Raw genomic sequence first — 17,602 nt, 5'->3', positions numbered from 1 at the left:
CTAAAAATGCCGTTCGCGCCCGGCAAACAGGTCGCGTAGATTGCCGCGATGACGCCAGACGATCAGCCCCGTAAGTGCGCTCATGGGCAGCAATGCCGCCGGTTCTTGCCAGGCCAGCAGCGGCAGGGTAAGTGGTGTGGCGATCAGGGCGGCGAGTGAGCTGGTGCGGGTCAGGAAGAACGTCAGCAGCCACGCGCAGACTGCCAGCAGGGCCGCAGGCGGGTAAAGGCCCAGCAACATGCCAGCGGCGGTGGCGACGCCCTTGCCGCCGCGAAAGCGAAAGTACAGGGGGAACAGGTGACCGATGACGGCGCAAACGCCGATCCAGGCCTGTTCTTGCAGCGAAAGGCCCGCAATGCCTGCGATCAACACCGGCAGCAGGCCTTTGCAGAGGTCGCCGATGAGGGTCAGGATGGCGAGTTTCTTGCCGGCCAGGCGCAACATGTTGGTGGCGCCGGCATTGCCCGAGCCACTCATTCGCGGATCGGGGTTACCGGTCAGGCGGCTGAGCAAAATGGCGAAGGACAGAGAGCCGAGCAGGTAGGCGAAGGTCGCCAGTAACCAAAACATGCTAACTATTCCGGGCGAGGACGCCCTGATTCTAACGGCGCATTGCGCCCTTGTCGTGCAGCGGAGAAGAGTGCTTGGACAGAGTGTTTATCGAGGGCCTGGAAGTCGACACCGTGATTGGTGCCTACGACTGGGAGCGTGGCATCCGACAGTGCCTGCGTCTTGATCTGAGCTTCGCCTGGGATAATCGCCCGGCCGCGGCCGGTGACGACCTGACCCTGGCGCTCGATTACGCGAGCGTTTCGTCGCGCATCCAGGCCTTTGCCGAGCAGGCGCAGTTCCAGCTGGTCGAGACCTTTGCCGAGCGACTGGTGGAAGTGCTGATGAGCGAATTCAACATCACCTGGATGCGCCTCAAGTTGACCAAGCCAGGCGCCGTCCCGGCGGCCACCGATGGTGTGGGCGTGGAGATCGAGCGCGGATGTCGCTGACTCAGGTGTATCTCGGGCTCGGTAGCAATATCGAGCGCGAAACCCATTTGCAGGCTGGCCTGGAAGCCCTGGCGGGTTTTCTGGTGGATATACGCTGCTCGGCGGTGTTCGAAAGCCAGCCCGTGGGGATCAAGAGCGGGCCGTTCTTCAATTTTGTGGTTTCGGCTTACACCGATCTGCCGCTGATGGAGTTGGACCGCCGGTTGAAATTCATTGAGGCTGACAATGGCCGCTATGCGCCGGACCGCAAGGGTTTGCCACTGGATATCGACGTGTTGCTGTTCGGCGACCTGGTGGGCAACTTCGATGGTTTGATTCTGCCGCGTGCCGAGATTCTGAAAAATGCCTTTGTGCTGTGGCCGTTGTCGCTGATTGCGCCGGATCGTGTGCATCCGGGTGTGGGCAAAAGCTTCGCGACGTTGTGGAGTGAAGCGCAGATTGATCAAGTGTTGGCGCCAGTGGCGTTTGAGTGGCGCGGCGTGCAGCTGACCCCGTCCAGTTTCCTTTAAGGCAAAAGATCGCAGCCTCCGGCAGCTCCTACAGAGAAACGCATATTCCTGTGTAGGAGCTGCCAAAGGCTGCGATCTCTTGATCTTGCTTAGATTTGCTCCTTGTAGGCTTTCAGCGCCTTGAGCCGCTCGCGCTTGATCGCCTCACCCAGCTCCGGCCCCTTGAATCCCTTCTCCAGCAACGGCTGAACCGCCACGCTTCGCGCAGCATTCGCCGCGCCACGCAAATAATCCGCCTGTGGATAACTTCTCTGCTCCAGCCCTTTGCGCCCACGTGCGTCCATTTCACACGCCGCAATAAACTCTTCAAACCGCTGTGGCCGACGGTAAACATCGAAACTCTGCAACAACTCCAGCAAGGTCGAAGGCTTTAGCTCAAGAGCGCGATGCCCGTGAGTGTGAAATTGGCCCACCAGCAGCGCCAGCTCCTGACAGTCCTTCGGCGCCTTGAAGCGTTCATTGACTGCTTTGATCAGCTTCAGGCCCTTGTGTTCGTGTGCGATGTGCCGGGGCCATTCTTCTTCCGGCGTCAGTCCTTTCCCCAGGTCATGCAGCAGGCAGGCCCAGCGCACAGTCAGCGGCTGTTTGTGCAGTGCGGCTTGTTCGAGCACGCTCAAGGTGTGGGCGCCCGTGTCGATTTCCGGGTGGTGGGCTTCGGGCTGCGGGACACCGAACAGTGCGTCGACTTCCGGCATCAGCACCTTCAGCGCGGCGCAGTCGCGCAGTACCTGGATGAACACTTGTGGCTGATCTTCCATCAGTGCGCGGGAAATTTCCTTCCAGCTGCGTTCTGCTGTCAGCGCTTCGAGTTCTCCTGACTCGCTGAGCTCACGCATCAGCTCCAGCGTCTCTGGTGCAACGGTAAAGCCGAGCTCGGCATATCGTGCGGCGAAGCGCGCAACACGCAGAACACGGAGGGGATCTTCGGCAAACGCGGGGGAAACGTGACGAAGCAAGCGAGCCTCAAGGTCGCGTTGGCCGTGATAGGGGTCGGTCAGCTTCTGCTGATCGTCTTCGGCCATGGCGTTGATTGTCAGGTCACGACGGATCAGGTCTTCTTCAAGCGTCACTTCGGGGCTGGCGTGAAAGGTGAAGCCGCCATAGCCGCGTCCGCTTTTACGTTCGGTCCGGGCGAGGGCGTATTCCTCACCGCTTTTCGGATGAAGAAACACCGGGAAGTCCGCTCCTACCGGGCGAAAGCCCTTGGCGAGCATTTCTTCAGTGGTGGCCCCGACCACGACCCAGTCGATATCGGTGACAGGCTTGCCCAGCAGCCGGTCACGAACCGCACCGCCGACTTTATAAATCTGCATAAAAAACCTCCGTTAGCTCGACAGAATAACCGTTGCGTCGAACTTCCGGAGGCAGAAACCGGATCAAAGATGGATGACAGCCAGGTCCAGCCGGCCGTAATCGCCTTCGTTGTGCTCGCTTCTGGGCGGAACATGGTGGGTTTTCATCACCTGATCCCCTTGCAGGGTTTCCAGGTGAATGTCGAAGCCCCAGAGACGGTGCAAGTGCTTGAGCACTTCCTCGGTAGACTCGCCCAGCGGTTTGCGGTCGTGTTGCTGGTGACGAAGGGTCAGGGAACGGTCGCCACGGCGGTCGATGCTGTAGATCTGGATGTTGGGCTCGCGATTGCCCAGGTTGTACTGCGCTGCCAGGGTTTCACGGATCGTGCGGTAGCCGTCTTCATCGTGAATGGCCGGCACCAGTAGATCGTCCTTCTGGTCGTCATCGAGAATGCTGAACAACTTCAGGTCGCGGATGACCTTGGGTGAAAGGTACTGCAGGATGAAACTCTCATCCTTGAAGCTGCTCATGGCGAACTTGATGCTCGATAGCCAATCGGTACCGGCGATTTCCGGGAACCAGCGGTAATCCTCTTCGGTCGGGTGTTCACACATGCGCCGGATGTCCCGGTACATCGCAAAGCCCAGGGTGTAGGGGTTGATGCCGTTGTAGTACGGGCTGTCGAAACCCGGCTGAAAGACCACGCTGGTGTGGGACGTCAGGAACTCCATCATGAAACCGTCGGTGACCAGGCCTTCGTCGTACAGATCGTTCATCAAGGTGTAATGCCAGAACGTGGCCCAGCCTTCGTTCATCACCTGGGTCTGGCGTTGTGGATAGAAGTACTGCGCGATCTTGCGCACGATGCGTACGATCTCGCGCTGCCACGGTTCCAGCAGCGGCGCATGTTTTTCGATGAAGTACAGGATGTTTTCCTGAGGTTCGGCGGGGAAGCGCGCGTTGTCCTTGTCGCTGTACTTGTCCGCGCCTTTTGGAATGGTGCGCCACAGATCGTTGATCTGCTTCTGCAAATGCTCTTCCCGATCCTTTTGCCGACGACGTTCCTCTTCGGCGGATATCGGGTAAGGGCGTTTGTAGCGGTCTACCCCGTAGTTCATCAGCGCATGGCAGGAGTCCAGCAGGTCCTCGACCGCATCGATGCCGTGGCGCTCTTCGCATTGCATGATGTACTGCTTGGCGAACACCAGATAATCGATGATCGAACTCGCGTCGGTCCAGGTGCGGAACAGGTAATTGCCTTTGAAGAAACTGTTGTGCCCGTAGCAGGCATGGGCCACCACCAGGGCCTGCATGCAGATGGTGTTTTCTTCCATCAGATAGGCAATGCACGGGTCAGAGTTGATCACGATCTCGTAGGCCAGCCCCATCTGGCCGCGAGAGTAGGATTTCTCGGTGCTGAGGAAGTGTTTGCCGTATGACCAGTGGTGATACCCCAGTGGCATGCCCACAGAGGCGTAGGCGTCCATCATCTGCTCGGCTGTGATCACTTCGATTTGGTTGGGGTAGGTATCGAGGGCGTAGCGAGCCGCGATACGGCTGATTTCGCGGTCGTAGGCCTGGATCAGCTCGAACGTCCATTCAGAGCCGGTGGAAATGGGTTGGCGCTTCTGCTCTTTGGCGGTCATGTCACTAACCTGCGCTGGAAGAGTTCACGGAAGACCGGATAGATATCCCCGGCCGAGACCAGTTGTTGCTGGGCAAAAGTGTCAGAAAAGGCTTCGGCGATGCGTTCGTATTCGAACCACAAGGCCTGGTGTTCGCGCGGGGTGATCTCAACGTAAGTGTAGTACTGCACAAACGGCATGATCTGGTTGATCAGGATGTCACGGCAGATTGGCGAGTCGTCATTCCAGTTGTCGCCGTCGGAGGCTTGCGCGGCATAGATGTTCCACTCGTTGCTCGGATAGCGTTCGGCCATGATCTCCTGCATCAGTTTCAACGCGCTGGAAACGATGGTGCCGCCGGTTTCGCGGGAGTAGAAAAACTCTTCCTCATCGACCTCCCTGGCGCTGGTGTGGTGGCGGATGAACACGACGTCGATCTTGTCGTAGTTACGCTTGAGGAACAGGTACAGCAGGATAAAGAAGCGCTTGGCGATGTCTTTGGTTGCCTGGGTCATGGAGCCGGACACGTCCATCAGGCAGAACATCACGGCCTTCGAGCTGGGGTTGGGTTGCTTGATCAGCAGGTTGTACTTGAGGTCGAAGGTATCGAGGAACGGTACGCGATGAATGCGCGCACTGAGTTTTTCGATTTCTGCCTCGATTTCCTGAATATCGCCGAAGTTGTCCGGTTCTTCCTGCTTCAGCCGCAGCAATTCCTCTTTGGCTTCACGCAGTTTCGCCCGGCTGCTGCCGGACAGGGCAATGCGCCGTGCATGGGCCGAACGCAAGGTGCGGATGATGTTGATCCGCGACGGGTTGCCTTCGTTACTGATCCCGGCGCGTACGGTCTTGAAGGTATCGGTGCCGGTCAGGTTACGCTTGACCAGGTTCGGCAGCTCAAGGTCCTCGAACATGAACTCGAGGAATTCTTCCTGGGTGATCTGAAAGACGAATTCGTCCATTCCTTCACCCGAGTTGCCGGCCTTGCCCGGGCCTCTGCCACCGCCGCCTCCGGGTGGACGGGCGATGTGCTCGCCGCTGGAGAATTCCTTGTTGCCCGGGTGTACGACGGTCTGCTTGCCACCGCGACCGTGGTGAAGCACCGGCTCGTCGATGTCGCGGCCGGGAATGCTGATCTGCTCGCCGTGTTCCATATCGGTAATGGAACGCCGGCTGACTGCCTCTTCGACAGCCTTCTTGATGTGATCACGGTAACGCCGCAGAAACCGCTGGCGGTTCACCGTGCTCTTGTTCTTGCCATTGAGACGTCGGTCGATCACATAGCTCATGACTGCTCCTTAGAAGCTGTCCTGAAAGGGGCGAGCGGTGATGCAGCATCGGACCGGGAGCCAAGGGATATTCAACGCTCCCCCAAGCGCTTTGGATGCTGCCTGAACTCGCTACCGACTTTCGAACACCTTCCAGAGGCCTGTGTAACAGAAAATGCGCACACAGGTCTCTGGCTGACGACAACCGGTCTGACCGGCAGCGGGTTATTGTGATTTTCTGACCCGCAAGTACCACTCGGACAGCAGTCGTACCTGTTTGTCGGTGTAGCCCCGCTCGACCATCCGTGTGACGAAGTCGTTGTGCTTCTGCTGGTCCTCTTTGCTGGCCTTGGCGTTGAAGCTGATGACCGGCAGGAGGTCCTCGGTGTTGGAGAACATTTTCTTCTCGATGACCACCCGCAGTTTTTCGTAGCTGAGCCAGGTCGGGTTCTTGCCGTTGTTGTTGGCTCGGGCGCGCAGCACAAAGTTGACGATTTCGTTGCGGAAATCCTTCGGATTGCTGATGCCGGCCGGTTTTTCGATTTTCTCCAGTTCTTCGTTCAGTGCCACGCGGTTGAGAATCTCGCCGGTTTCCGGGTCGCGATACTCCTGGTCCTGGATCCAGAAGTCGGCATACAGCACGTAACGATCGAAGATGTTCTGGCCGTACTCGCTGTAAGACTCGAGGTAGGCGGTCTGGATTTCCTTGCCGATGAACTCGATATAACGCGGCGCCAGGTATTCCTTGAGGAACCGCAGGTAGCGTTCACGGGTTTCGGCCTGGAATTGCTCCTGTTCAATCTGTTGTTCCAGCACGTAGAGCAAGTGCACCGGGTTGGCGGCGATTTCGTGCGGATCGAAGTTGAAGACCTTCGACAGAATCTTGAACGCGAAGCGCGTCGACAGGCCGTTCATGCCTTCGTCGACACCCGCATTGTCGCGGTATTCCTGGATCGACTTGGCCTTTGGATCGGTGTCCTTGAGGTTTTCACCGTCATACACCCGCATCTTGGAATAGATGTTGGAGTTTTCCGGCTCCTTCAGGCGTGAAAGCACGGTGAACTGGGCCAGCATTTTCAGGGTGTCCGGCGCGCAATGCGCCTTGGCCAGAGAACTGTTGAACAGAAGCTTGTCGTAGATCTTCACTTCGTCGCTGACCCGCAGGCAGTACGGCACTTTGACGATGTAGATCCGGTCGATGAAGGCTTCGTTGTTCTTGTTGTTGCGGAAGGTGTGCCATTCCGATTCGTTGGAGTGGGCCAGCAGGATCCCGGTAAACGGAATCGCCCCCAGGCCTTCGGTACTGTTGTAGTTGCCTTCCTGGGTGGCGGTCAGCAATGGGTGCAGCACCTTGATCGGCGCCTTGAACATCTCGACGAATTCCATCAGGCCCTGGTTGGCCCGGCACAGTGCGCCCGAGTAGCTGTAGGCGTCGGCGTCGTTCTGCGGGAACTCTTCCAGTTTGCGGATATCGACCTTGCCCACCAGTGCCGAGATGTCCTGGTTGTTTTCATCTCCCGGCTCGGTTTTGGCCACGGCGATCTGGTTGAGGATCGACGGATAGAGTTTCACCACGCGGAACTGGCTGATGTCGCCACCGAATTCGGCCAGGCGTTTAGTGGCCCATGGCGACATGATGGTGTTGAGATAGCGTCGCGGAATGCCGAAGTCTTCCTCGAGGATCGCGCCATCTTCAGTGGCGTTGAACAGACCCAGGGGCGATTCGAAAACCGGCGAGCCTTTGATCGCGTAGAAAGGCACCTTCTCGATCAGCTGTTTCAGCTTCTCGGCCAGGGACGATTTACCGCCACCGACAGGGCCGAGCAGATAGAGGATCTGTTTCTTCTCTTCCAGGCCCTGAGCGGCGTGGCGGAAATACGAGACGATCTGGTCGATGCATTCTTCCATCCCGTGGAAGTCTTCAAAGGCCGGATAGCGACGGATTACCTTGTTGGAAAAGATTCGCGAAAGCCTCGAGTTGGTCGAGGTGTCGAGCAGCTCCGGTTCTCCGATGGCCAGCAAGAGACGCTCGGCGGCGGAAGCGTAGGCGCTGCGGTCGTTTTTGCACAGCTCCAGGTACTCTTGTAGCGAGAGTTCTTCCTGGCGTGTGGACTCGAAGCGTTGTTGGAAGTGGCTAAAGATACTCATGACGTCACCTCGCTCGATACGTGGAGCCGACGCCGGATCATTCAGTCGATGCTGGCAGCAACCGAACAGGCAGTTGCTGTTTACCCCCCAGAACTCTCTCGAAGCTGACGACTCCGAAAGCTACTCCCGATGATCCGCGCGCCGGTGTACCGGCTCTCCCCTGTTTTGGATGGCCTGCGCTTAAGGATAGTTGGGAATTCAGGAGGTAAAGGGCGGATACGTAATTAGTTGTGGCTGACCGTTCGTCTGCCACGGCGCTAGCCCGCGGGAGCCGGGGGCTTGCGCGTTACAAAAAAATTATTCGGAAGAGCCTTGTGCTGTTTCCGAAGGATAAGTCGTACGCCACAGCTCAAAACCGCCATCCATGCTGTAGACGTCGGAGAAACCCTGGCTGATCAGGTAGGCCGCCGCGCTCTGGCTGGAATTGCCGTGATAACAGACCACGACCGTCGGTGCATCAAGATCGGCGGCGCGGATGAAATCCGAGATGGAGACGTTGTCCAGATGCTTCGAGCCGGCGATATGCAGTGCGGCATATGTTGCAGGATCTCGAACATCGACCACCACCGCGCCTTGTTCGCGCAGGGCCTGGGCCTGTTCTGGGGGGATGCGTTTGAATTCGCTCATGGCGGGCTCCTGTGGCTCGGCTGAAAGCGCAGTCTAGCGCTGGGCGCTGGCTGACGTTTGTTCGGGAATAGGGGAGGCGACTGGCGGCAGGGCATGGCCATGCTCGTCGCATTTGCACTGCAGGCGTTCAAAGGTGTCGACGTTCATCAGGGTCATCGAACCACCCCAGACGCAACCGGTGTCGAGGGCTAAGATGCCCGGCTCGTTGCACTGGCCCTCAAGTGCTGCCCAGTGGCCGAAGATGATCTTCACGCCCTTGGTCTTGCGCTCCTTGAACTGGAACCAGGGTTTGTAACCCTCCGGTGCAGTGTCGAGACCTTCCTTGCTCTTGAGGTCCAGCTTGCCTTCGCTGGTGCAGAAACGCATGCGGGTGAAATAGTTGGTGATCACGCGCAGGCGGGTTACACCTTTGAGATCACTGTCCCACTTCAACGGCTCGTTGCCGTACATGCCATCGAGGTAAGGCGCAAAACGGTTGTCGTCGCGCAGCGCCTCTTCGACCTCGGCGGCGTACTTCAAGGCTTTGCGCAGCGACCATTGTGGCGGTATGCCGGCGTGGACCAGGGCGATGTTGCGCTGTTCGTCGTAATGCATGAGCTTTTGCTGGCGCACCCACTCCAGCAGTTCCGCGCTATCTGGCGCTTCAAGAATCTCGCGCAGGGTGTCGGCTTTCTTCAGGCGTTCGATGTTGTGGCCGGCAGCCAGCAAGTGCAAGTCGTGGTTGCCCAGTACGCATACCAGTGACTCGCGCAGGCTATAAAGGAAGCGCAAGGTTTCCAGCGATTGCGGACCACGGTTGACCAGATCGCCGACCAGCCACAGTTTGTCCCGGGCAGGGTCGAAGGCGACTTGCTCAAGCAGGCATTTCAGGGGGTCGAGGCACCCTTGCAGGTCGCCTACGGCATACGTCGCCATCAGTGCAGGGCCCCAGGCACCGCCAGGCGGAATGGGGCGATGATGGCGTCGAAATGCTTACCGTCCTCGGCAATCATTTGATAGCTGCCTTGCATGGTGCCGACCTTGGTCGTCATCACTGTGCCACTGCTGTAGGTGTGGTCGCCGCCGGCCAGGATCAGCGGTTGCAAACCCACGACGCCGGCACCGCGAACCTCTTCGACATGTCCGTCGCCATCGGTGATGACCCAGTGCCGGGACAACAGCTTGGCCGGTAACTCGCCACTGTTGTGCACGGTAATGGTGTAAGCGAAGGCAAAGCGGTTTTGCTCGGGTTGCGATTGTTCTGCCAGATAGCGGGTGACGACGCTGACGTCGACCTGATAACGAGAATCGGACATGCAAGAGGCCTTAAAAACGAAGCGGGGCGCGGGGCGTAGCTGATGTCTCAGTCTAGGCCAAGTATCGGGTAGTAAACCAGACATGGGGGCTGGTGTCCTACCCGATAACGCTTGTTGCCTGTCAGTCGGCGGCGGGCTTCTGTAGGACTTGTTCGCTGAGCTTGTCGGCCAGGCGCACAAAGGCGGCCAGATCGAGCTGTTCAGGACGCAGGCTGCCGTCGACACCGGCGGCGGTGATTTCGTCGTTGCTCAGCAGCAATTTCAGGGTGTTGCGCAGGGTCTTGCGGCGCTGGTTGAAGGCTTCGCGCACGACGCGCTCCAGCAGGCGGTGATCCTTGGCCGGGTGTGGCAGTACTGCGTGTGGCACCAGGCGTACGATGGCCGAATCGACTTTAGGCGGCGGGTTGAACGCGCCCGGGCCAACGTTGAACAGGTGCTCTACGCGGCAGTGGTACTGGACCATGATCGACAGGCGACCCCAGTCACCGCCGCCAGGGCCTGCCGCCAGACGCTCGACCACTTCTTTCTGCAGCATGAAGTGCATGTCGCGGATGATGCCCGCGTTGTTCAGCAGGTGAAAAATCAGCGGCGTAGAGATGTTGTATGGCAGGTTGCCAACCACGCGCAGGCTGTTCGGTGCGGCGTTCAGGCTGTTGAAGTCGAACTTCAGCGCGTCACCCTGATGCAGGTTGAAGTTGCTCTTGCCGGCGAACTGTTGGTTGAGGATCGGGATCAGGTCTTTGTCCAGCTCCACCACGTCCAACTGGGCACCGCTGTTCAGCAGGCCTTGAGTCAGCGCACCCTGGCCAGGGCCGATTTCCAGCAGGCGGTCTTCGGGTTTGGCATGGATGGAGCGCAGGATGCGGTCGATAACGCCGGCATCATGCAGGAAGTTCTGGCCGAAACGCTTGCGCGCCCGGTGTTGGTAATGCTCGGTCATAAACGGGTCTCGGCCATCTGGTAGGCGGTTTCCAGGGCGACTTGCAGGCTGCCGGTGTCGATTTTACCGCTGCCGGCCAGGTCCAGGGCAGTGCCGTGGTCGACCGAGGTGCGGATGATCGGCAAGCCGAGGGTCACGTTGACTGCCGCGCCGAAGCCTTTGTATTTCAGCACGGGCAAGCCCTGGTCGTGGTACATCGCCAGCACCGCGTCGCAGTGCTCCAGATATTTGGGGGTAAACAGAGTGTCGGCGGGCAGGGGGCCGCGAAGGTCCATGCCCTCGCCGCGCAGGCGCTCTAATGTAGGTTCGATGATGTCGATTTCTTCATGGCCCAGGTGTCCACCTTCACCGGCGTGCGGGTTGAGCCCGCAGACCAGGATGCGTGGCCGGGCGATGCCGAATTTTTCTTGCAGGTCGGCGTACAGAATCCGCGTGACCCGTTCCAGACGCTCCGGCGTGATTGCATCGGCGATCTCGCGAAGGGGCAGGTGAGTGGTGACCAGGGCTACGCGCAATCCGCGAGTCGCGAGCATCATCACCACCTGTGCGGTATGCGTCAGGTCAGCGAGAAATTCCGTATGACCGGAAAAGGCGATGCCTGATTCATTGATCACACCCTTGTGCACAGGGGCGGTAATCATCCCGGCAAAATGCCCGTCCAGGCAGCCCTGACCCGCGCGGGTCAGGGTTTCCAGAACGAAAGCCGCATTGGCTTTGTCGAGTTGACCGGCAATGACTGGCGCACTAAGCGGCGTATCCCAGACATACAGGCTGTTGGCTGGTGCGGGTACATCCGGCCAGGCACCAGGCGTGACTGGCAGCAAATCGACAACCACACCGAGCTGCGCGGCCCGCTCTGTGAGCAGGTCGCGACTGGTAATGGCAATCAGGGGGTGTGGCTGGGCTTGCGAGGCGAGCAGCAGGCACAGGTCAGGACCTATGCCGGCCGGTTCACCGGGTGTCAGCGCGAAACGCTTGGGTTTCACTGCGCTGCCTGGTCTGCACCAGGAAGTTTGATCTCTACGTACGCTTCGTCACGGATCTGACGCAGCCAGGTTTGCAGCTCTTCGTCGTATTTGCGGTTACGCAGTACGGTCATGGCTTGCTGCTCACGGGCCTGGGTGGTGCTGTCGGTGGCGCGACGGCCAAGGACTTCCAGAACGTGCCAGCCATATTGAGTCTGGAACGGCTTGGACAGCTGACCTTGCGGGGTGTTGGCCATCACTTCGCGGAATTCAGGCACCAATGCATTCGGATCGATCCAGTTCAGGTCGCCACCGTTGAGGGCGGAACCCGGATCTTCCGAGTAGTTTTTCGCCAGTTCGCCGAAATCTTCGCCCGCTTCGATACGGCTATAGAGCGATTGCGCCAAGGCTTTGGTTTTTGCTTCGTCGCGGATCGGGCTTGGTTTGACCAGGATATGACGCACGTGCACTTCGTCACGTGTCTGGGTCTCGCCACCACGCTTGTCGAGGATCTTCAGGATGATGAAGCCGCCCGGCGTGCGCATTGGCTGGGTAACGTCGCCAACCGCCATGGTGCTCAGCATACGATCGAACGGAGGCGGCAATTGAGCGGCTTTACGCCAGCCCATATCGCCGCCTTCCAGTGCGGTTTCGCTGGCGGATTTGGCGATTGCCAACTGACCGAAGTCAGCGCCTTGCTTGAGCTGCTGGTAAACCGCATCAGCCTGTTTCGCCGCATTCTGAATCGCTTCGGAATTGGCACTTTCCGGCGTAGGAATCAGGATGTTGGCCAGACGGAATTCTTCGGACAGCTGCATCTTGCCAAGATCGGAAGCGAGGAAGTTCTTCACCTCCTGCTCGGAGACCTGGATGCGTTCGGCCACACGGCGTTGACGCACACGGCTGATGATCATTTCGCGGCGAATCTGCTCACGGGCGTCGTCGTAGGACAGACCGTCGCGAGTCAGGGCGGCACGGAATTGTTCAATCGACATGTTATTGCGCTGGGCAATGGTGCCGACGGCCTGGTTCAGCTCTTCATCGGTAATGCGAATACCGGAGCGTTCGCCGATCTGCAGTTGCAGGTTCTCGACGATCAGACGCTCAAGCACCTGCTGGTCCAGCACGCTGGCCGGCGGCGCGGAAGCGCCGCGTTTGGCGATGGTTTGCTGAACTTCATGAACGCGCTGGTCCAGTTGGCTCTGCATGACCACGTCGTTATCGACAATGGCCACCACTCTATCGATGGACTGTACCGCGGCATTCGCCGCAGTACCCAGGAACAGCGCGCCCAGCACGAGCGGGCGCAGACAATCAGAAAGCTTGGTCTTCACGTTCACGATAACCTTGGATGCCTTTGTCGAGGAAGCTCTCTACTTTGGCGCCGGTGAGGCCGCCGAGACCTTTCAGAACGATTTGTAGGAAGATGCCATGGTCGCCTTTTTCGTTTTCCGGGGCGTTCTGACTGAACTCGTCATACGACACCCAGTACCGATTGATCAGGCGCAGTTTCCAGCAGCAGTTGTCGTACTCGAAACCACCGAAGGCTTCCAGGGTACGGTTGCGGTTGTAGTCATACTGCCAGCGACTGATGGCGTTCCACTGCGGCACGATCGGCCAGATCACCGAGAAATCGTGCTGTTGGATCTTGTAGTAGTCCTTCACGTAGCCCGGGGTGCCCGGAGTGCCGTAGTCACCACCGCCCACCGACCACTTGCCGGTGTTCTGGTCGTAACGGACCTGGTCATTACGATAGCGATAGCCGGCGTTGATGACCTTGTTCGGGTTGTCTTCAGGCTGGTAGTGGAACATCGCGCTGCCCGAGCGAGGGCTGCGGCTGTCCGGGTCCCAGTTGTAATCGGCGGTCGTGCGCCAATCGCGGTTCCAGCGGTATTCGTATTCCAGCGCATACGGTGAAACATTGGCATTCGCATCGTCGCGGGTTTTTGCATCGATACCCGGCAACTGGACTTCGCGATCCTTGAAATACAAGGCCTGGCCGACGCTGATGCGTTGGCGCTCGAAGCCGTCTTCCTCGATCCAGCGGTTGGTCACGCCCAGCGACAGTTTGTTCTCGTCGCCGACGCGGTCGGAGCCGGAGAAGCGGTTGTCGCGGAACAGAGACGCATAGTTGAAGGTGTATTCGCCGGTGTCGAAGACCGGGATGTCCTTCTGGTCTTCCTCAGGTACATAGAGGTAGAACAGGCGAGGTTCCAGGGTTTGGCGATAGTTTTTACCGAACCAGGTGGTGTCGCGGTCGAAATACAGGCCGCTGTCAATGCTCGCAATCGGGACGCCACGGTTTTGCGAACTGCTGAACGACTCGCCGAGGGCCGAGGCGTTATTGCGATTCGTCAGGAGATCGTTCTTGCCGGTGCCATCAAGATCAAGGTCGTACTGAGTGTACTGATACTTGAGCGATGGCTTCACGAAACCATACGTCCAATCCAAAGGCAGGCTCACACCTGGCTTGAGGTTCAGACGATTACCGTTGGCACGCGCCAGGCCTGCCACGTTGGTGTCCAGGCGAGGCGACAGGACGCCGTTTTCATCGGAAAACTGACCTGTTTCCAGATCCCGCTCAAACCGTACGATTTCTGTTTCGTAGTCGAAATTCAAGCCTTGCGGATGCACCGGCAACTGACCATTGAAGGTGAGCTGCGGCAAACGATCATACGGCGTGATGTTCGAAACGGTTGCTAGCTGATACGCCTGGGCGTTCAAACGAGCGGTGTAGCTGTCGCCACGGTAGGTGACGGAACCCTGCTGGTTGACGTAATCGTCGCTTTTCACGCCAATCTGATCGGTCTGCAGATCCTGGAAGTAATACGGATCGCTGATCTTGGTGTAATCGACCTGGGTGAAAACGCGAGAGTCAAGACCGCCCTTGTGTTGCCAGTTGTACATGTAGCGGGTTTTTTCGTAGTCGGTCTGCTGACTGCGATCGGTGTTGTCATCATTGAGGTACGCGGCGCCGAACTGACCTTCGCTGGATTTGGTCAGGTAACGGAATTCGCCTTCCATCAACAGGCCGCGCTTGCTCATGTAGCGCGGGTACAACGTGGCATCGTAGTTCGGTGCCAGGTTGAAGTAGTACGGCGTGACGAGCAGGAAGCCGGTATCGCTGCCAGTGCCGATGGTCGGCGGCAGGAAGCCGGACTGACGACGGTCGTCGATCGGGAAATAGATGTACGGCGTGTACAGAACCGGAATGTCCTTGACCCGCAGCGTCACGTTGGTGGCGGTACCGAAACCGGTGGCCGGGTTCAAGGTGATGTTGTTGCCCTTGAGCTGCCAGGCGTTGCTGTTCGGTTCGCACGTGGTGTACGTACCATCCTTGAGGCGGATGATCGCGTTCTCGGCACGTTTGGCGTACAGCGCGTTACCGCGGATACGGGATTTGTGCATCACGTATTCGGCGTTGTCGACCTTGGCTTCCCCGGTGTCGAGCTGTACTTCGGCGTGGTCGCCGACGATCAGCGCGCCGTTGTCGCGAATGCGTACGTTGCCGTCCAGCTCGCCACGGCTCTCGGCCTGATAGAGGTTCGCTTCGTCGGCTTCAGCCTGCATGCTGCCCTGGCGCAAGACCACGTCGCCCGCCAGGGTGGCAATCTGCTCGTCCTGCTTATAGCGGGAGGCCTTGGCGCCGACAAAGGTCGGAGCGTCACTTTTATTCGTCTTGTCATTCATGCCAGGACGAATCGGTTCGATATAGGAACCAGAGCAATAAGGACCGGTTTCGGCCAATTGCGCTGCAGTGAGCTTCTCGCGCGGAACCCAGTCGAGGTGACTGTAGTCTTCGCTACGTGACTTGAGACCGCGGCCTTTGGCTTCGGTGACCAGCGCAGTCTTGGGGCCAGTGTCTTCACTGGCGCCGCTCTCGGCCGGTGCTTCACCGGTCGCGGAGACTGCGCTGCCGTCATGGACGGGACGCGGTGGCAATGCAGCCGCCGGCGTCTTTGGCGCACAGTCCCAGGCACCCGAAGCAGAGACTGAGCAGTCATACTGTTCCGCGGCGACCACGAATGAAGTGGCTAGAGGTTGCAGGGCCAGCAGACTGCCGGTAACCAACAACGGAAATTTTTTACGAAACGCGGGGGATTTCAATGCCATCTTATTAGTCCGGGCTTCCTGCGTGCCATCTGCCCGCGGTGTGGGCCGCACGCCTCTCGATGGTCTGAAAAAGATGCTGGATAATAAAGCATGACCCGCTTGACGGCTAGCGCCGTCGGAGACCCTTGCAATGCCTGACCAAGATGTACGTTTGCAACACCTGAAAGTTTGGCTCGATGAGCAGTTGGCGACCCTCTTTGCAGAGCAAGGTTGGGGCGCCGTACCCCCGGCCACGTTGACCGCGGCCAGCAGTGATGCGAGTTTTCGGCGCTATTTTCGCTGGGAAGGCGCAGGCAGAAGTTTCGTCGTAATGGACGCGCCACCGCCCCAGGAAAACTGCAAACCCTTCGTGGATATCGCTTTTTTACTGGCGAAATCCGGAATAAATGTGCCGAAAATTTATGCCGAAGACCTCGAACGCGGTTTTCTTTTGCTCAACGACCTCGGCAACCAGACGTATCTGGATGTCATCGACAGCGAAAACGCCGACGATTTGTTCAAGGATGCCTTGCAGGCACTGCTCGCTTTTCAGCAATTGCCGATGGTTGCGCCGCTGCCGAGTTACGACGTGGCGCTGTTGCGTCGCGAGCTGGAATTGTTTCCTGAGTGGTACGTGAAGCGTGAGTTGGGCATCGAGTTCGACGCTGCGCAACAAATACTCTGGAAGAACGTGACCGAGCTGTTGATCGACAGTGCGCTGGCGCAACCCAAAGTGCTGGTGCATCGCGACTACATGCCGCGCAACCTGATGCTCAGCGAGCCGAATCCCGGTGTGCTGGATTTCCAGGACGCGGTCTACGGCCCGGTGACCTACGACGTGACCTGCCTGTTCAAGGACGCTTTCCTGAGCTGGCCCGAGGAACGTGTGCGCGGCTGGCTGGAAGATTACTGGCAGCAAGCGGGCGCCCTGGACATCCCGGTTCAGCCGGACTTCGAAGACTTCTTGCGCGCCAGTGACCTGATGGGCGTGCAGCGTCACCTGAAAGTCATCGGCATCTTCGCGCGCATCTGTCACCGCGACGGTAAACCGCGTTACCTGGCCGACGTGCCGCGGTTCTTTGCTTATATAGATGCCGTGATCGCTCGCCGCCCTGAATTGGCTGAGCTGGATGTGCTGCTCCTCAGTCTGCGTGCTGGAGCGACTGCATGAAGGCAATGATTCTGGCCGCGGGCAAGGGCGAACGCATGCGCCCGTTGACCCTGACGACGCCCAAACCGCTGGTTCGTGCCGGCGGCGTGCCATTGATCGAGTACCACTTGCGTGCGCTGGCCGCCGCCGGTTTTACCGAGATCGTGATCAACCATGCATGGTTGGGTCAGCAGATCGAAGACTATCTGGGTGATGGCTCGCCCTATGGCGTGAGCATTCAGTACTCGCCGGAAGGTGAGCCACTGGAAACCGGTGGCGGGATATTCCGTGCGTTGCCGTTGCTGGGTGATGAGGCGTTTGTGGTGGTCAACGGTGACATCTGGACCGACTACGACTTCAGCGTGCTGCATCAGCCTATCAACGGCCTTGCTCATCTGGTGCTGGCGGATAACCCGAACCACCATCCGGCGGGCGATTTCACTCTGGTCGACGGGCAAGTGCACGATGGCCAGCCTGAAACACCGACCCTGACTTACAGCGGCATCGCGGTGTTGCATCCGCAGTTGTTCGACGGCTGCTCGGCCGGCGCTTTCAAGCTTGCACCGCTGTTGCGAAAAGCCATGGCTGACGGACAGGTGACGGGTGAGCGGTTGAATGGTCGTTGGGTGGATGTCGGCACTCACGAGCGTCTGGCTGAAGTCGAAACGCTGATTGAAGCGAGTCGCTGA

Annotated in this window: 16 protein-coding genes; 4 read left to right on the top strand and 12 right to left on the bottom strand. The window is 58.8% G+C overall.

Annotated elements, in window-relative coordinates; translation table 11 throughout:
* On the bottom strand, window positions 1–570 hold the full coding sequence (gene plsY, locus B723_RS02150) for a glycerol-3-phosphate 1-O-acyltransferase PlsY (RefSeq protein WP_017341125.1): 570 nt from the start codon (window positions 568–570) through the stop codon (window positions 1–3).
* Between the two features lie 74 nt (window positions 571–644).
* On the opposite strand from plsY, the gene folB reads away from it, so the two are divergent.
* Complete coding sequence (gene folB, locus B723_RS02145; protein ID WP_017341124.1) at window positions 645–1,001, top strand: dihydroneopterin aldolase; 357 nt, start codon at window positions 645–647, stop codon at window positions 999–1,001.
* The gene (folK, locus tag B723_RS02140) at window positions 992–1,510 is read left to right on the top strand and encodes a 2-amino-4-hydroxy-6-hydroxymethyldihydropteridine diphosphokinase (RefSeq protein WP_017341123.1); all 519 of its coding nucleotides are present in this window, start codon (window positions 992–994) and stop codon (window positions 1,508–1,510) included. The genes folB and folK overlap by 10 nt, the downstream gene beginning before the upstream one ends.
* Window positions 1,511–1,599: 89 nt before the next feature.
* On the opposite strand, the gene B723_RS02135 is transcribed toward folK, so the two are convergent.
* From B723_RS02135 to B723_RS02085, 11 genes are all read right to left on the bottom strand, one after another.
* Window positions 1,600–2,823 (bottom strand): multifunctional CCA addition/repair protein, encoded by a 1,224-nt coding sequence (locus B723_RS02135; protein WP_017341122.1) that lies wholly within the window; start codon window positions 2,821–2,823, stop codon window positions 1,600–1,602.
* Between the two features lie 63 nt (window positions 2,824–2,886).
* Entirely contained in the window at window positions 2,887–4,449 is a 1,563-nt protein-coding gene (locus B723_RS02130; protein ID WP_017341121.1) for a SpoVR family protein, read from the bottom strand.
* The gene (locus B723_RS02125; RefSeq protein WP_017341120.1) at window positions 4,446–5,717 is read right to left on the bottom strand and encodes a YeaH/YhbH family protein; all 1,272 of its coding nucleotides are present in this window, start codon (window positions 5,715–5,717) and stop codon (window positions 4,446–4,448) included. Before B723_RS02125 ends, B723_RS02130 begins: the two co-directional genes overlap by 4 nt.
* A 204-nt stretch (window positions 5,718–5,921) precedes the next feature.
* Window positions 5,922–7,844 (bottom strand): PrkA family serine protein kinase, encoded by a 1,923-nt coding sequence (locus B723_RS02120; protein WP_017341119.1) that lies wholly within the window; start codon window positions 7,842–7,844, stop codon window positions 5,922–5,924.
* Window positions 7,845–8,141: 297 nt separating this feature from the next.
* Entirely contained in the window at window positions 8,142–8,471 is a 330-nt protein-coding gene (gene glpE / locus B723_RS02115) for a thiosulfate sulfurtransferase GlpE (protein WP_017341118.1), read from the bottom strand.
* Between the two features lie 33 nt (window positions 8,472–8,504).
* Window positions 8,505–9,386, bottom strand: a complete 882-nt coding sequence (locus B723_RS02110) for a symmetrical bis(5'-nucleosyl)-tetraphosphatase (protein WP_017341117.1) — start codon at window positions 9,384–9,386, stop codon at window positions 8,505–8,507.
* The gene (gene apaG, locus B723_RS02105; RefSeq protein ID WP_017341116.1) at window positions 9,386–9,766 is read right to left on the bottom strand and encodes a Co2+/Mg2+ efflux protein ApaG; all 381 of its coding nucleotides are present in this window, start codon (window positions 9,764–9,766) and stop codon (window positions 9,386–9,388) included. The genes B723_RS02110 and apaG overlap by 1 nt, the downstream gene beginning before the upstream one ends.
* 121 nt (window positions 9,767–9,887) lie before the next feature.
* Window positions 9,888–10,706 (bottom strand): 16S rRNA (adenine(1518)-N(6)/adenine(1519)-N(6))-dimethyltransferase RsmA, encoded by an 819-nt coding sequence (gene rsmA, locus B723_RS02100; RefSeq protein ID WP_017341115.1) that lies wholly within the window; start codon window positions 10,704–10,706, stop codon window positions 9,888–9,890.
* The gene (gene pdxA / locus B723_RS02095; protein WP_017341114.1) at window positions 10,703–11,692 is read right to left on the bottom strand and encodes a 4-hydroxythreonine-4-phosphate dehydrogenase PdxA; all 990 of its coding nucleotides are present in this window, start codon (window positions 11,690–11,692) and stop codon (window positions 10,703–10,705) included. The genes rsmA and pdxA overlap by 4 nt, the downstream gene beginning before the upstream one ends.
* Window positions 11,689–13,005, bottom strand: coding sequence for a peptidylprolyl isomerase SurA (surA, locus tag B723_RS02090; protein WP_017341113.1), 1,317 nt, complete (start codon window positions 13,003–13,005; stop codon window positions 11,689–11,691). Before surA ends, pdxA begins: the two co-directional genes overlap by 4 nt.
* Window positions 12,986–15,784, bottom strand: coding sequence for an LPS-assembly protein LptD (locus B723_RS02085; RefSeq protein WP_017341112.1), 2,799 nt, complete (start codon window positions 15,782–15,784; stop codon window positions 12,986–12,988). The genes surA and B723_RS02085 overlap by 20 nt, the downstream gene beginning before the upstream one ends.
* Window positions 15,785–15,914: 130 nt before the next feature.
* On the opposite strand from B723_RS02085, the gene B723_RS02080 reads away from it, so the two are divergent.
* Together B723_RS02080 and murU are read left to right on the top strand one after the other, a co-directional pair.
* Complete coding sequence (locus tag B723_RS02080) at window positions 15,915–16,934, top strand: aminoglycoside phosphotransferase family protein (protein ID WP_017341111.1); 1,020 nt, start codon at window positions 15,915–15,917, stop codon at window positions 16,932–16,934.
* Window positions 16,931–17,602 (top strand): N-acetylmuramate alpha-1-phosphate uridylyltransferase MurU, encoded by a 672-nt coding sequence (gene murU, locus B723_RS02075; RefSeq protein WP_017341110.1) that lies wholly within the window; start codon window positions 16,931–16,933, stop codon window positions 17,600–17,602. The genes B723_RS02080 and murU overlap by 4 nt, the downstream gene beginning before the upstream one ends.

It is taken from the genome of Pseudomonas fluorescens NCIMB 11764 (genome assembly GCF_000293885.2).
GTDB classification, from domain to species: Bacteria; Pseudomonadota; Gammaproteobacteria; order Pseudomonadales; family Pseudomonadaceae; genus Aquipseudomonas; species Aquipseudomonas fluorescens_B.
The sequence above is the reverse complement of the archived record's forward strand: the minus strand, read 5'-3'. Positions and strand labels throughout refer to the sequence as shown.